The organism is Pseudomonas sp. A125 (genome assembly GCF_055409485.1).
The window spans coordinates 187,437-201,535 of record NZ_JBUZVP010000002.1 but is presented as its reverse complement, the minus strand read 5'-3'; the positions used below and the strand labels follow the sequence as shown (position 1 = coordinate 201,535).

14 protein-coding genes are annotated in these 14,099 nt (G+C 62.0%); 9 read left to right on the top strand and 5 right to left on the bottom strand.

Annotated elements, in window-relative coordinates; genetic code table 11:
* Positions 1 to 94 precede the first annotated feature (94 nt).
* Together ACZRN6_RS03930 and ACZRN6_RS03925 are read left to right on the top strand one after the other, a co-directional pair.
* A complete protein-coding gene (locus tag ACZRN6_RS03930) occupies positions 95 to 1,252 on the top strand; it encodes a glycerophosphodiester phosphodiesterase (RefSeq protein WP_464007260.1) in 1,158 nt (385 codons plus the stop codon).
* Entirely contained in the window at positions 1,212 to 1,892 is a 681-nt protein-coding gene (locus ACZRN6_RS03925) for a helix-turn-helix domain-containing protein (RefSeq protein ID WP_464007259.1), read from the top strand. The genes ACZRN6_RS03930 and ACZRN6_RS03925 overlap by 41 nt, the downstream gene beginning before the upstream one ends.
* On the opposite strand, the gene ACZRN6_RS03920 is transcribed toward ACZRN6_RS03925, so the two are convergent.
* A complete protein-coding gene (locus ACZRN6_RS03920; RefSeq protein ID WP_464007258.1) occupies positions 1,884 to 2,762 on the bottom strand; it encodes a sterol desaturase family protein in 879 nt (292 codons plus the stop codon). The genes ACZRN6_RS03925 and ACZRN6_RS03920 overlap by 9 nt on opposite strands.
* A gap of 140 nt (positions 2,763 to 2,902) precedes the next feature.
* Between ACZRN6_RS03920 and ACZRN6_RS03915 the strand changes: the two genes are divergently transcribed.
* The 4 genes from ACZRN6_RS03915 (at position 2,903) to ACZRN6_RS03900 (ending at position 7,524) form a co-directional block, all read left to right on the top strand.
* Positions 2,903 to 3,208, top strand: a complete 306-nt coding sequence (locus tag ACZRN6_RS03915) for a PepSY domain-containing protein (RefSeq protein ID WP_322147001.1) — start codon at positions 2,903 to 2,905, stop codon at positions 3,206 to 3,208.
* 186 nt (positions 3,209 to 3,394) lie between these two features.
* Positions 3,395 to 4,570: a GAF domain-containing sensor histidine kinase gene (locus ACZRN6_RS03910; protein WP_322147002.1), complete on the top strand. Its 1,176-nt coding sequence runs from the start codon at positions 3,395 to 3,397 to the stop codon at positions 4,568 to 4,570.
* Between the two features lie 100 nt (positions 4,571 to 4,670).
* Positions 4,671 to 5,693, top strand: coding sequence for a transporter (locus ACZRN6_RS03905; protein ID WP_464007257.1), 1,023 nt, complete (start codon positions 4,671 to 4,673; stop codon positions 5,691 to 5,693).
* Positions 5,694 to 5,907: 214 nt separating this feature from the next.
* Positions 5,908 to 7,524, top strand: a complete 1,617-nt coding sequence (locus ACZRN6_RS03900) for an inorganic phosphate transporter (RefSeq protein WP_322147004.1) — start codon at positions 5,908 to 5,910, stop codon at positions 7,522 to 7,524.
* A 90-nt stretch (positions 7,525 to 7,614) separates the two neighbouring features.
* On the opposite strand, the gene ACZRN6_RS03895 is transcribed toward ACZRN6_RS03900, so the two are convergent.
* From ACZRN6_RS03895 to ACZRN6_RS03885, 3 genes are all read right to left on the bottom strand, one after another.
* The gene (locus tag ACZRN6_RS03895) at positions 7,615 to 8,589 is read right to left on the bottom strand and encodes a 5-oxoprolinase subunit C family protein (RefSeq protein ID WP_464007256.1); all 975 of its coding nucleotides are present in this window, start codon (positions 8,587 to 8,589) and stop codon (positions 7,615 to 7,617) included.
* Positions 8,586 to 9,464, bottom strand: a complete 879-nt coding sequence (locus ACZRN6_RS03890) for a 5-oxoprolinase subunit B family protein (protein ID WP_322147006.1) — start codon at positions 9,462 to 9,464, stop codon at positions 8,586 to 8,588. Before ACZRN6_RS03890 ends, ACZRN6_RS03895 begins: the two co-directional genes overlap by 4 nt.
* Positions 9,465 to 9,540: 76 nt before the next feature.
* Entirely contained in the window at positions 9,541 to 10,299 is a 759-nt protein-coding gene (locus ACZRN6_RS03885; RefSeq protein ID WP_464007255.1) for a 5-oxoprolinase subunit PxpA, read from the bottom strand.
* A 106-nt stretch (positions 10,300 to 10,405) separates the two neighbouring features.
* Here ACZRN6_RS03885 and ACZRN6_RS03880 point away from each other — a divergent pair, with 106 nt between their 5' ends.
* On the top strand, positions 10,406 to 11,323 hold the full coding sequence (locus ACZRN6_RS03880) for a LysR family transcriptional regulator (protein WP_322147008.1): 918 nt from the start codon (positions 10,406 to 10,408) through the stop codon (positions 11,321 to 11,323).
* Here the strand turns inward: ACZRN6_RS03880 and ACZRN6_RS03875 are convergent.
* On the bottom strand, positions 11,320 to 12,216 hold the full coding sequence (locus ACZRN6_RS03875) for a LysR family transcriptional regulator (RefSeq protein WP_464007254.1): 897 nt from the start codon (positions 12,214 to 12,216) through the stop codon (positions 11,320 to 11,322). The two genes, ACZRN6_RS03880 and ACZRN6_RS03875, sit on opposite strands and share 4 nt — an antisense overlap.
* Positions 12,217 to 12,328: 112 nt before the next feature.
* Here ACZRN6_RS03875 and ACZRN6_RS03870 point away from each other — a divergent pair, with 112 nt between their 5' ends.
* Together ACZRN6_RS03870 and ACZRN6_RS03865 are read left to right on the top strand one after the other, a co-directional pair.
* The gene (locus tag ACZRN6_RS03870) at positions 12,329 to 13,087 is read left to right on the top strand and encodes an SDR family NAD(P)-dependent oxidoreductase (RefSeq protein ID WP_464007253.1); all 759 of its coding nucleotides are present in this window, start codon (positions 12,329 to 12,331) and stop codon (positions 13,085 to 13,087) included.
* Positions 13,088 to 13,144: 57 nt separating this feature from the next.
* Positions 13,145 to 14,053, top strand: a complete 909-nt coding sequence (locus tag ACZRN6_RS03865) for a LysR family transcriptional regulator (RefSeq protein WP_464007252.1) — start codon at positions 13,145 to 13,147, stop codon at positions 14,051 to 14,053.
* The last annotated feature ends 46 nt before the right edge of the window (positions 14,054 to 14,099 follow it).

Below are 14,099 nucleotides of genomic sequence, written 5' to 3'. Positions count from 1 at the left end.
AACACGTTAATGTCGGTTTGGTGATAGCGCCTTTCGCATTCAATTGTTAAAAAGGAGCCCTTCTCAAAGTTACCTCCACGAAAGGACTTCGCATATGCCTGTCACGTTTACCAAGAGTGCCCTGCTGCTGGCCCTGATGCTGGGCCTTGGCCACGCACAGGCGGCAAGCCCGATCAGCCCTACCGAATTGGCCACCAACGAAGGCATTCCGCACCCCGCGGTCATCGCCCACCGTGGCGCCTCCTTCGATGCACCGGAGTCCACCGCAGCCGCCTACAAAGTGGCGCGTGACCTGGGTGCCGACTACCTGGAAATGGACCTGCAACGCAGCAAGGACGGCGTGCTGTTCGCCCTCCATGACAACAACCTGCAACGCACCACCGACGTTGCCACCAAGTTCCCCGAGCGCAAGGACAGCCCGGCCAACGAATTCACCTGGGCCGAGCTTAAAACCCTCGACGCCGGCAGCTGGTTCAACGCCGCCTACCCGGATCGCGCACGCCCTGGGTTCGTTGGCTTGAAAATCCAGAGCCTGGACGAAATCATCAAGATCGCCGAAGGCAACCCGCAGCACAAACCAGGCTTGTACATCGAAACCAAAGAGCCGAAGCAATTCCCGGGTATCGAAGCCGACCTCAAGAACAAGCTGCTGGATAAAGGCTGGCTGAGTTCTACCGGCTCCAACCAGGCCCAGAAAAACATCGGCGTCGGCCAGGGCAAGGGCCGCGTGGTGCTGCAGACCTTTGAGAAGGACAGCCTGAAAGAACTGCAAAAAGAGATGCCCAACACCCCGAAAATCCTGCTGCTGTGGGTGGGTGAAGGCAGCATCGAACCGAAATCCAAGGTGACCTTCGCCGAGTCCGGCGAGCCGAGCAAAGCCGCCTACTACGCCAAGCAGGAGCCCAAGGACGCCGCCGAGTTTGAAAAGTGGATCGACGAGGCCAAGAGCCTGGGCGCCATCGGTACCGGCCCTTCGGCACAGTTGACCAACTTGGGCGACCAAAGCTATTCCGACCTGGTCAAACCCGAGATGAACCAGTTGACCCACGACAAAGGCCTGCTGGTGCACGTGTACACCGTGGACGAGCCGGTGGACTTCGACAAGGTGATGAAAGCCGGCGTCGATGGGATATTCACCAACCGCGCCGCCGAACTGCTGAAGTACTACAAGCGCTGGCCGTCCTCGAGTGTTTCGGACCTTCTGCAGGACCATGGCTATGGAAAGCTTCAAGCACCTGTGGTTGGGTCGTGATTACGGCCTGATCCAGGGTACACCCGGGCCTACCGCGCCCCATGCACACTATGCCTATCAGTTGATGTTCTCTCAGGGCGGGCCGATCACGGCCAGCCTTGATGGCCGTGTCACCACGGCCCATCACCTGTTTATCCCCTCAAGAATGCCCCACGCCATCCTCCACACCGACGGTGAGGTGGTGACGGTGTTTGCCGAGCCCAGCGCGTTCGACCTCGCCCCCCTGCAAGCCGCCCTGGCCGATAGCGAACGGTCGCTGGAAGCACTCGACTGCACGCTGCGCCAACTGCCCAGGCGCGCACTGGAAGACGCCCGCGTGGAGCGCGCACTGTTGGCGCTGGACCAGCAACTGAGCGGCAAAGTCTCGGCCCACGCGCTTGCGCAGGCAGCCCATGTGTCGTTGAGCCAACTGGAGCGCTTGTTCGCCATTCAATTGGGGTTGCCGGTGCGCCGCCTGGTGCTGTGGCGGCGCTTGCGTGTAGCGCTGGGCCTGGCGCTCGGTGGCAGCACCCTGACCGAAGCAGCCCATGGCGCCGGGTTCGCCGATTCGGCGCATTTTTCCCGGACCATGAAACAGTTATTCGGCGTCACGGCCGGGGCGTCGTTGCGCAACCTGCAACTGACACCGCTGCTACAGTAGATCGGTGGGAACCGGCGGCTCCTTGCTCAACTGCACCGTCCTGAACGGATCGCGCAACTGGGCCATATACTCCAGCGGAAAATCCGGCCGGCTGCCAATTCCCAGGTCGCCCTGCGCCATTGAATAGTCGTGGCTGTAAAACGCCGTGCCCAACAGCCAATCCCACAGATTAAAAAACAAGCCGAAATTAACATCCCCAGCCCGGCCATATTTCATGTGATGAAAACGATGCACTGGTGCCCAGGCGAACACCCAGCGCAACGGTCCCAGGCGCATGTCGACATTGGAATGCTGCAACAGCAACTGCACGGCAATCGCCAGGGCCAGCAGCAGCGCCACCTCCGTGGGAATGCCCAGCAGGATCAACGGTGCCAACCCGGCCGTGGCTTCAAGCATCTGGTGCAATGGATGCTTCATCAAGCCATTGAAACCGTACAACCGCTGCACGCTGTGATGCACCGCATGCAGGCGCCACAATGCGGCGACTCGGTGGCTGGCGTAATGCATCAGGGTAATGCCCGCGTCAGCGATGAAGATCGCCAGCAGCAATTGCGCCCAGAGCGGCCATGCACGCGGCCATACGCCGTCGAAGGCGAGCAGTGCGGTCAATACCGGCAAGATCAACAAGCCCAGCGCATTCAGGGCTTCATTAACCAACGCGTGAATCATGTCGCGCCGACGATCACCCTGGTTGCGATTCCACTGCGGTTCATAGGGCAAGCACCACTCCGCGATAAACGACACCGCCACCGCCGCGACAAACACCAGCCCCAGCCATAGGGGTGCGTCCATCTGAACCAGCCACAGCGCCCACCCGATAAACCCCAACCAGAACAAAGGTGCATACACCCAGGCCATTATCTTTTTCATCTGTGCCTCCCATGATTGAGACGCCAGCATGAAACCCCGCACTCGTCGCCGATTGAACAAACGGCGCAATTTTAAGGGTGAGTTAAGTTGCGCTGGTTAACCTGATCCCACTTAAACAGCTCACCCCAAAGGATCACCCGATGAAAAACCTGACCGCTCTGTTCGCCGCTGCCGCCCTGACCGTCACCGCCGGTTTCGCCCAGGCCGATGTTCGCCCGGACCAGATCCCAAGCCTGCTCAAGTCCGGCGCCGTGATGGACTTTGAAAAACTCAACGCCAAGGCAGTGGCCCAGCACAAAGGCGCGACCATCGTAGACACCGAACTGGAAGACAAGGCCGGCCGCCTGGTCTACGAGACCGAACTGCGTGACACCAGCAACGTGAAGTGGGACGTGAAGCTGGACGCCAAGACCGGTGAAATCCTGGAAAACAAGCAAGACACCTGAGTTGAACCGTAAAAATGCCGCGCCGCCTTCGGGCCGCGCGGCTTTTTTTATGCGCGTTGGTCGCCTTCAAGAGTAATTAGTCTAATTACCGTGAACGAATTTGTACCTTGGGCCGCCAAGCTCGCTAGAATCCCATCCATCAGCCAAGGCACATCGCCAGCCGCATCAGGATCGAGACCGTTCGCCATGGGGCAAAAAGCCGTCGACATTGCCACCATTGGCCGAATCAGCGCTGTACCGGCGATTCTCCAGGTGATCAGCGAAATGACCGGCCTGCGGTTTGCCGCCGTAGCACGGGTTACCGACGATACCTGGACCGCCTGCGCCGTGCTCGACCGCCTGGATTTCGGCCTGCCGGTCGGTGGCGAGTTGGACCTGACCACCACCCTGTGCCACGAAATCCGGGGTTCCCACATCTCGATCGTGATCGACAAAGCCAGCGAAGACCCGCTGTACCGCGACCACCACACGCCGCGCATCTACCAGTTTGAAAGCTACATCTCGGTGCCGGTGTTCCGCACCGACGGGCGCTTTTTCGGCACCATCTGCGCCCTGGACCCTAACCCGGCACAACTGCGCAACAGCACCATCCAGTCGACCATGGAGTCGTTTGCCCGGGTGCTGTCACTGCAAATCGAAGCGGAAGAAAGCTTCCAGCAGACCGAGGCCGACTTGCAGCAGGAGCGGGAAACCGCCGAACTGCGGGAACAGTTCATCGCCGTGCTCGGCCACGACCTGCGCAACCCGCTGTTCGCGATCAACGTCGGCGCCGAGCGGCTGTTGCGCAAACACCCGGACCCGGCCACCGACACCCTGGTACGGCACATGCTCGCCAGCGGCCGCCGGGCCTCGCAGTTGGTGGAAGATGTGCTGGACTTTGCCCGTGGCCGAATGGGCAGCGGCATCCCGGTGAACATCGGTGAATGCTCGGGGCTGGAAGCCACCTTGCAGCACGTGGTGGATGAAGTGCAGAACGTGCATCCAAAGCGGCTGATACGCGCCCTCATCGGCAACCTCCACGGGGTGCATGGCGACCGCGAACGGCTGGGGCAATTACTCTCCAACCTGGTGGCCAACGCCATCAGCCACGGCAGCCCCGAAGGCCCGGTTGAAGTCAGCGCGCAGGTCAACGCCGGCACTTTCGAACTGACGGTGAAAAACCGTGGGCTAATCAGCGACCAAGCCATGCCCCTGCTATTCCAGCCCTACTCCCGACCGACGGGCGCCCTGCCGCAAGCCGGGCTGGGCCTGGGTTTGTACATCGTCAAGCAGATCGCCGACGCCCATGGCGGGAGGCTGGACGTCTCTTCCCACGAGCAGCACGGCACGGTGTTTACCTTCAGTTTGCCCGCCGGCGATTGACGCCCAACTCAAACGGTCACAAAACCGTCAAATCCAGTTGCCATGATGCGCTCAAGTGAACCTGTGAAATCTCCTACAGGCACTTTCCCTGCGAGCCTCCATGAACCACAGCATCGACCACGGCCACCAGGACTCCGACCTGTTTGGCTTGCTTTACGGTTTTCGTTTTCGCCCCGGTGAAAAGGCCGAACAGATTGACTCAGCCACCGCCTTGGCGGCCTTGCAGCAACCCGGTGACCCGGAAGAATTCCTCTGGTTGCACTTGAACCTGGCCCACGCCGCCTGCGAGCGCTGGATGCAGGCACACCTGAACCTGCCGGAAGAGTTCTTCGAAGCCTTGCACGAAGGCTCACGTTCCACCCGCATCGAACACGTGGATTCGGCCTTGCTGGCGGTGGTCAACGACGTGGTGTTCAACTTCAGCAGCATGGTGTCTTCAGACATCTCCACCTTGTGGGTGTGTGCCCGCAGCCGGCTGCTGATCAGCGCGCGCCTGCAACCGCTGCACTCGGTGGACAAACTGCGCTCTTCAGTGAAGGCCGGCGAACGCTTTCGCTCGCCGCTGGAACTGCTGGTGCATTTGCTGCGCGACCAGGGCGAAGTACTGACGCAAATCGTGCGCAAGACCAGCCTCAGCGTTGATCAAATCGAAGACCAGTTGCTGTCGTCGCGCCTGTCTACCAACCGCGCCGAACTGGGCGCCGCGCGCCGGGTACTGGTGCGCCTGCAACGGCTGCTGGCGCTGGAGCCCGGCTCGTTGCTCCGGTTGCTCAACCGCCCGCCCCAATGGTTGCAGAAGGAGGACGTGAAGGAGTTGCGCAAATCCACCGAGGAATTTGCGCTGATCATCAACGACCTGATGGCCCTGGGGGAACGGATCAAACTGTTGCAGGAAGAGATCGCCGCCAACCTCAACGAACAGAGCAACCGCACACTGTTCACCCTCACGGTGGTGACGGTGCTGGCGTTGCCGATCAACATCATTGCCGGCTTTTTCGGGATGAACGTCGGTGGTGTGCCGCTCTCCACTGACCCGGAAGGTTTTTGGATTCTGGTGGCACTGGTGGCAACCTTCACCCTGATCGCCGGACGCTGGGCGTTCCGCAAGCGCAAGGATTATTGAATTTGAAATGCGATCAATCTGGGAGCTGGCTTGCCTGCGATAGCGGTGTATCAGTCACCACCGCTATCGCAGGCAAGCCAGCTCCCACATTTGATCGGCGGTGGTTTATAGACCAGCGGCCATCTCAATTCCGTAAACACTGATTTACCGCAGCATCTCTGTAACATTCTGCAACGATCATGACCGACATCCTCCCCACACTGGATGCTCCGGCATGGCCACCCCTTCCCTGACTGCCTCCGCACACGCTTCCACCGCCGATCCCAAACCGCGCCTGGACAAGAAACCCGGCCTCGTGACCGTGATCATTTTCTTCGCTGTGCTCGCCATGGGCCTGCTATTCACCGCCTACAGCCTGATGCACGACATGCACGAACTGGGCACGGTGGTCACTACCTGGACCCCGTTCCTGCTGCTGGGCGTGGCGCTGTTGATCGCCTTGGGTTTTGAGTTCGTCAACGGCTTCCACGACACCGCCAACGCCGTGGCCACGGTGATTTACACCAACTCCCTGCCACCGCATTTCGCGGTGGTGTGGTCGGGCTTTTTCAACTTCCTCGGCGTGCTGCTGTCCAGCGGCGCGGTGGCGTTTGGCATCATCGCCCTGCTGCCGGTGGAGTTGATTTTGCAGGTCGGCTCCTCCGCCGGGTTTGCGATGATCTTCGCGCTGTTGATCGCCGCAATCCTGTGGAACCTCGGCACCTGGTGGCTGGGTTTGCCGGCCTCCTCCTCCCACACCTTGATCGGCTCGATCATCGGCGTCGGCGTGGCCAACGCACTGATGCATGGCCGTGACGGCACCAGCGGGGTGGACTGGGGCCAGGCGATCAAGATCGGTTACGCACTGCTGCTGTCACCCCTGATTGGCTTCGCCTTCGCCGCCTTGCTGTTGCTGGCGCTGCGGGCCTTCGTGAAAAACCGTGCGCTGTACAAGGCTCCCAAGGGCGACACCCCGCCGCCATGGTGGATTCGCGGCATGTTGATCGCCACCTGCACCGGCGTGTCGTTCGCCCACGGTTCCAACGACGGCCAAAAAGGCATGGGCCTGATCATGCTGATCCTGGTGGGCACCCTGCCAATGGCCTACGCGTTGAACCGCACCATGCCGGCCGGTGAGTCATTGCAGTTTGCCGCCGTGGCCGAAGTGACCCAGGCCGCCCTGGTAAAAGCTGCGCCGCAACTGGCCCCCGCCGACTCGCGCGCCACCTTGTCGACCTATGTGCGCACCAAGGAAGCCACGCCAGAACTGCTGCCCGCCCTGGCCAATATCACCGGGCATATCGGTGAAGAAGTGAAGAGTTATGGCTCCCTCGCCGCCGTCCCCGCCGAGGCCGTAGGCAACGTGCGTAACGACATGTACCTGACCAGCGAAACCATCCGCCTGATGGACAAGGGTAAGGTCGGCAACTTCGACGCCGACACCCAGAACAAGCTGCAACTGTTCAAGCAACAGATCGACAACGCCACGCGGTTTATCCCGCTGTGGGTCAAGATTGCGGTGGCCATTGCGCTGGGCCTCGGGACCATGGTCGGCTGGAAACGCATCGTGGTGACGGTGGGCGAGAAGATCGGCAAGACCCACCTGACCTACGCCCAGGGCGCCTCGGCCGAGATGGTGGCGATGCTGACCATTGGTGCAGCGGATATGTATGGCCTGCCGGTGTCCACCACCCATGTGTTGTCCTCGGGTGTGGCCGGGACCATGGTGGCGAACGGAGGTGGCTTGCAGATGAAGACCATCCGCAACTTGCTGATGGCCTGGGTGCTGACATTGCCGGCGGCGATCCTGTTGTCGGGCAGCCTGTACTGGCTGTTTACCAAGCTGTTCTAGCGCCCTGTAGGAACCGGCCTGCCGGCGATGGCGGTCTTAAGGTCTATACAAGACTCAAGGGCCTCATCGCCGGCAAGCCGGCTCCTACAATTAATCGGCGAACAGCCCGCCCATCACCTTCAACCGCTTCTTGTACACCCGCCGCGCCTCCAGCGCTTCCTCCAGCGTCACCGCGACAAACCCCGCCCGCTGGTTCGGTTGCATCTGCCCGATCAGATCCAGGTCGGCGCTGATCACCGTGCCAATCATCGCGTAGCCGCCGCCCGATACCGCGTCCCGATGCAGCACGATCGGTTCCAACCCTGCCGGTACTTGGATCGAACCAATGGGGTAGCAACTGTCGACGATATTCGACGGATCAGACCCGGCACCAAACGGCTGCTCCCGTGGTTGAAAACTCAACGCGCTGCCGCCCTTGAAGCGATAGCCAATGCGGTCGGCCTCTGAACCAACCGTCCAGGGTTCGGCAAAAAAGCTGTTCTTGGCACCCGGTGTCAACCGCTCGTAATACAGCCCCGGCACCACCCGCAGCGTCACGTCCCCGCCCACCGATTGGCGCAACGCCATGGGCAAACTGTTGCCCGCCCGGCCTTTGCCGCTGGCCTCGCCCACGGGCAATTCATCGCCCTCCACCAGCCGCCGCCCCTGAAACCCACCCAACGCACCCAGGGTGTAAGTGGAGCGACTGCCCAACACCACCGGCACGTCGATACCACCGGCCACCGCCAGGTAAGTCCGCGCGCCGGCCTTGGGAAATTCAAAACGCAGCACTTGCCCGGCACGCACTTCAAACGCGGTGTCCTGATGCACCACCACACCGTCCAGGCGCGGCGACATCAATGCGCCACACAGCGCCACAAGTGCGTCCTGCTGAAACTCCAGTTCCGGCCCGATCAACGTACATTCCAACCCGGCGGCACCGGCCGGGTTGCCCACCAGGTGGTTGGCCGCGCTCAACGCGTATTGGTCCAGCGCGCCGGACGGCGGGATGCCGAGGTGGTAATAACCTTCACGGCCCAGGTCCTGCACCGAAGTGGCGAGGCCGGGTTTGAGTACCTTGATCATGCCAGCGCCTCCTGCAGGGTTTTCGGGTAACCGATGGGGTCGGCGAGAAAGGCGTCGAGAGAAAACTCCACCGGGCGGATGCGCAGGTCAAAACGTCCGGCGTCCACTTCTGCGACCGCCAGGTCATAGGCGTCGCGATCCATCGGTTTGAACTGCACGATATCGCCGGGGCGGAAGAACACCATGTGCTCTTTCAGGTAAGCCAATTGCTGTTGCGGGTCGTAGATCGGTGCCGGGGTGACGCCAAACATCTGGTAACCGCCAGCGCCGCGTACCGAATAGATACAACCGAAACAGCCGCCGTGGCCGAGGGTCAACTTCGGCGTATCCGTGCGCGGGCGCAGGTACTTGGGCACCTGCAACTGCCGCTCGCGCTCGACCATCTGGAACATGAACGGCAAACCCGCCACAAACCCCACCATCGAGACAAACCACGGCGCGCCACTGTGGGCTGCGATAAACGCCTCCACATCCGCCAGGCCGTTGATGCGCGCTGCGTATTCCAGGTCGGTGCCGGTCGGGTCCTGATGGCGGTCGCGAAAGCGCATCAGGGTCTCCAAGGTCCAGGGGTCGTTGTACAGCACCGGGATTTCGATGATGCGGGTGTGCAAGGTGCGCTCGGCCACAGCCAGAGCTTCGGCGCTTTGCACAGCGTCGAGCAGCACGTGGGGCGCGATGCGGTCCGGGTCGAAGCGAATCTGGAACGAGGCGTTCGCCAGGCAGACGTCCAGTACACCGTTCAGGGCCAGGCGTTCCACCGCGCGGGTGACGGCCATGCCCTTGAAGAAAGCCTCCAGGGACATGCTCTCGCTGACCTCGGCAAACAGGTGTTCATCACCGCCAAAGCTGTAGCGGATCGGGGAAGATTCAGCCATGTCTGTTCCTCTTGGAATCATTGTAGAAAGGCAGGCAAAAAATCAATCAGACCCGGTGTCTGGCCACCGGTGTCGGTCAGCGGTGTGTGTGCACTTCGATGCCCGCCTGATCCAGCGCTTCACGGGTGGCTTCCACCAGTTCAAGGGCGCCGGGTGTGTCGCTGTGCAGGCAGATGGAATCGAATTCGATAAACAGGTCTTCGCCTTCGACGGTACGCACCAGCCCGGTCTGGCAAGCCCGCAGCACCCGCGCCGCGACCGTCGCCGGATCCAGCGCCCGTACAGTGCGGGTAAACACGATGGACCCCGACAGATCGTACTCACGGTCGGCGTAAAACTCCCGCACCACCGGCTGGCCGAGTTCCTTGGCAATACGCCAGATCACCGAATTCGGCATGCAGTACAGCAATAACGTGGGCTCCAGCCGTTGCAGGTTTTCCACCAGCAGCCGCGCCGCTTCTTCGTCCCGCGCCAGGTGCATGTACAACGCGCCGTGGGGCTTGATGTGTTGCAGCGTGAGGCCCTGGGCCCGGGCGATTTCCCGCAGGGCGCCGAGTTGGTAGAGCATGTCGTCCACCAGCTCCTGGGCCGGGGCGTTGATATGGCGACGACCAAAACCCACCAGGTCACGAAAGCCCGGATGCGCGCCAATCGCCACGCCCAGTTGCTTGGCCCGCTCGACCGTGCGGCGCATGGTGCCCGGGTCGCCGGCGTGAAAGCCGGTGGCGATGTTGGCCGAGCTGATGTAGGCCATCAGTTCACTGTCGACGCCATCGCCAATGGTCCAGGGGCCGAAGCCTTCGCCCATGTCCGAGTTGAAATCCACTGCCTGCATCAGGGTCGCTCCGTTGAAGTTCATCCCATGGAAATTAGGCTGCGGCTTGACCCCTTGGGAAGATCTATTATCAGATGGGTCATCTTCTGAAAATCAGATACCTGCCATGTCCCTGACCCTGCGCCAAATCCGCTACTTCGTCGCCACCGCCGAAATCGGCCAGATCTCCCAGGCGGCGATTCACCTGAACATCTCCCAATCGGCGGTGACCACCGCGATCAAGGAGCTGGAAGCGATGCTCGGCGCCCAACTGTTCGTGCGCTCGGCCCAGGGCATGAGCCTGACCGACGCCGGGCGGCATTTTCTGAACCGGGCCTACGTGATAGTGCGCAGCGTCGACGATGCGCTGAACAGCCCGCTGCCGGACTACCGCGCCAGCGGCGTATTGCGGGTAGCCGCCAGCTATACCGTGCTCGGCTACTTCCTGCCGCACCACTTGCAGCGCATGGAACACTGGCACCCGGACGTGACCATCGAGGTCTTCGAACAGGAACGCCAGGCCATCGAACACGGTTTGCTCAACGGCCAGTTCGACATGGCCGTGGTGCTCACCGCAAACCTTACCCACCCGGATATCGTTTCAGAAATTCTCTTCAACTCCGAACGCCGCCTGTGGCTGCCCAGCCATCACCCGTTGTGCGAACGCCCCGCCGTCAGCCTCGCGGATGTAGCCCGCGAGCCGTACATTTTCCTCACCGTCGACGAAGCCGAACAAAGCGCCATGCGTTACTGGGAACAGGCCGGGCAAACGCCCACGGTGCGGCTGCGCACCAGTTCGGTGGAGGCGGTGCGCAGCATGGTTGCCAACGGCAGCGGCGTGGCGATTTTGTCGGACCTGGTGCATCGCCCGTGGTCACTGGAGGGCAAGCGCATCGAAACCGTGAGCGTCACCGACAAGGTCACGCCCATGAGCGTCGGCCTGGCCTGGCACCGCGAGCGTGACTTCACCCCGGCGATGCAGGCGTTTCGGGATTACTTCCATGATGCATTCCTGGCGCCGCAGCAGTTGTCGGCCCGGCGTTAAAGCTGGGACTGCAACGTGGCGGCCAGCCAGTCCATGAACACCCGCACCCGCAGCGGCAAATGCCGTTGGCCGGCGTACAGCAAGGACACGTCCAGCGCGGGGGCCGGGTAGTCCGGCAGCACTGCCACCAACTCGCCACTGGCCAATTGCTCGCGAATGCCCAGCGCAGGCACCTGGGTCAAGCCGAACCCACCGATACACGCCGCCCTGTACGCATCCGTGCTGTTGACCGTGACCCGGCCGGCCATCGGAACCCGGTGCACCTTGTTGCCGATTTGGTATTCGAACCCCGCAGAACGTGAGCCCAACGGGCGTACGTAATGCACCAATTGATGGTCGGCCAAATCGGCAAGGGTCTTGGGCACGCCATGGCGTTGCAGGTAAGCCGCACTCGCGCAGTTGATCATCGGCATGCTGCACAACAAGCGGGCTACCACCGACTGGTCCGGCTGTGCACCGACGCGCAACACGCAGTCAAAACCTTCTGCCAGCAGGTCAACCTGGCGGTCGGTGCTGCTGATTTCCAGCTCGATCAGCGGGTGTAGGTCCATGAATTCCGGCAAGCGCGGCAGGATCAATTCCCTCGCCATCACGTTGGGCATGTCCACCCGAATTCGCCCCGCCAACTGCGCTTCATCCTGGCGAAACAAACCTTCCAGCTCTTCCATGTGCGACAGCAAATCCTTGCTGCGCTCGTACAGCACGCGGCCGTCCTGGGTCGCCTGGACCTTGCGCGTGGTGCGCTGCAACAGGCGCGCGCCCAGCAACTCTTCCAGCGCCTGCACATGCTCGGACACCGTGGAGCGCGGCAAGCCCAGGCTCTCGCCCGCCTGGGTAAAACTCGACAGTTCGGTGACGCGCACGAAGGTACGCAGCAACTCTAGTTTGTTCATGGGATTGTTCGCCTTATCCGGCCAGTGATTCCGGTATAGCGCTGTTTATCATGTTATGGCCGGACAAATACACTCAGTCCCACGAACAATCACACACTCCGAGGACTTGACCATGACCCGTAAAATCGCACTGATCACCGGCGCCAGCCGCGGCCTGGGCAAAAGCGCTGCGCTGCATCTGGCCGCGCAAGGCGTCGACATCATCGGCACCTACAACCGCGCGGCGGACGAAGCCCAGGCGGTGGTCGCCCAAGTTGAAGCGCTGGGCGCCAAGGCGGCCATGCTGCAACTGGACGTGAGCCAGAGTTCGACCTTTGATGCGTTCAGCGCCCAGGTCGGCTCGGTGTTGCAGAACGTGTTCGGCCAGGCGCACTTCAACTTCCTGATCAACAACGCCGGGATCGGCGCCCACGCCAGCTTCGCCGAAACCACCGAAGCGCAGTTCGACCAACTGGTGGCGATCCACTTCAAGGGCCCGTTTTTCCTGACCCAGAAACTGCTGCCGCTGATCAGCGACGGTGGCCGCATCATCAACATCTCCAGCGGCCTGGCACGCTTCAGCCTGCCGGGTTACGCGGCGTACGCCTCGATGAAAGGCGCGGTGGAAGTGCTGACCCGCTACCAGGCCAAGGAACTGGGCGCCCGCGGGATTAGCGTCAACACCCTGGCCCCCGGCGCGATTGCCACCGACTTCAGCGGCGGCGTGGTGCGCGACAATCCGGACGTGAACGCCATGGTCGCCAACAACACCGCCCTGGGCCGCGCGGGCTTGCCAGACGACATTGGCGGGGCGATTTCCACCCTGCTGGCCGACGGCAGCAACTGGATCACCGGGCAGCGGGTCGAGGCCTCGGGCGGGATGTTTCTGTAACGCGCTCAGATTCTCCGCTAGCATCAATGCTTTCGGATACCTGACAGGCAATCACCCATGAGTTTTGACCCAGGACTGGCCGGTGGCATGGGCGTACTCGCCGCTGTGGTCGACAGCGGCAGTTTTGCCCGCGCCGCCGATAGCTTGGAGATGACGCCTTCGGGCGTCAGCCGGGCCATTTCCCGGCTGGAAAAACGCTTGGGCATTCGCCTGTTCGACCGCACCACCCGCTCCGTGCAATTAACCGACGAGGGCCGGCGTTTCTACCAGGAAATCGCCCCGCTGCTGGCCGGCCTGGAAGAGGCCGCCAGCTCGGCGGCAGACAGCGCCCTGACGGTGCGCGGGCGGCTGCGGGTGAACATCGACCCGTACTTCTCGCGGCTGGTGCTCGGGCCGGTGCTCGGTGAATTCATGAGCCAATACCCGCAGTTGCAGTTGGACCTGCACACGCGGGATCAACTCGGGGACCTGGTAGCGGATGGCTTTGACCTGGCGATCCGTTTTGGCATTCCGCAATCATCCTCGTTGATCGCCCGCAAACTGATGGACGTGCGAGTGCTGACGTTGGCCTCGCCTAAGTATCTTGAACGGCATGGCCGCCCCTCCCACCCACTGGACCTGGAAGACGGCCAGCACGTGTGCATCGACTTTCGCGACTCCCAGACCGGCCGGCCGTTTGGCTGGGAATTCCACCGGCGCGGCGAGCAGGTCAACGTCACCACCCGCGGGCGGCTGGTGGTCAATGATGCCGGGACCTTGTACAGCGTGTGCGAACACGGACATGCAGTGGCGCAAATGCTCGACCTGGGGCTTGCACCTGCGCTCAAGTCGGGCGCGTTGGTCGAGCTGTTTCCCGACTGGCCCGACGAGCGCTTCCCGTTGTACGCCTTCTACCCGTCGCGGCATTTGCCGGCGGCCAAGGTGCGCGCATTCCTCGACTTTGTCAGCGCGTTAAAACTCACCTGACTTCCCCCCGGTAGCAGCTGTCGAGCCCAAGCGAGGCTGCGTAAGC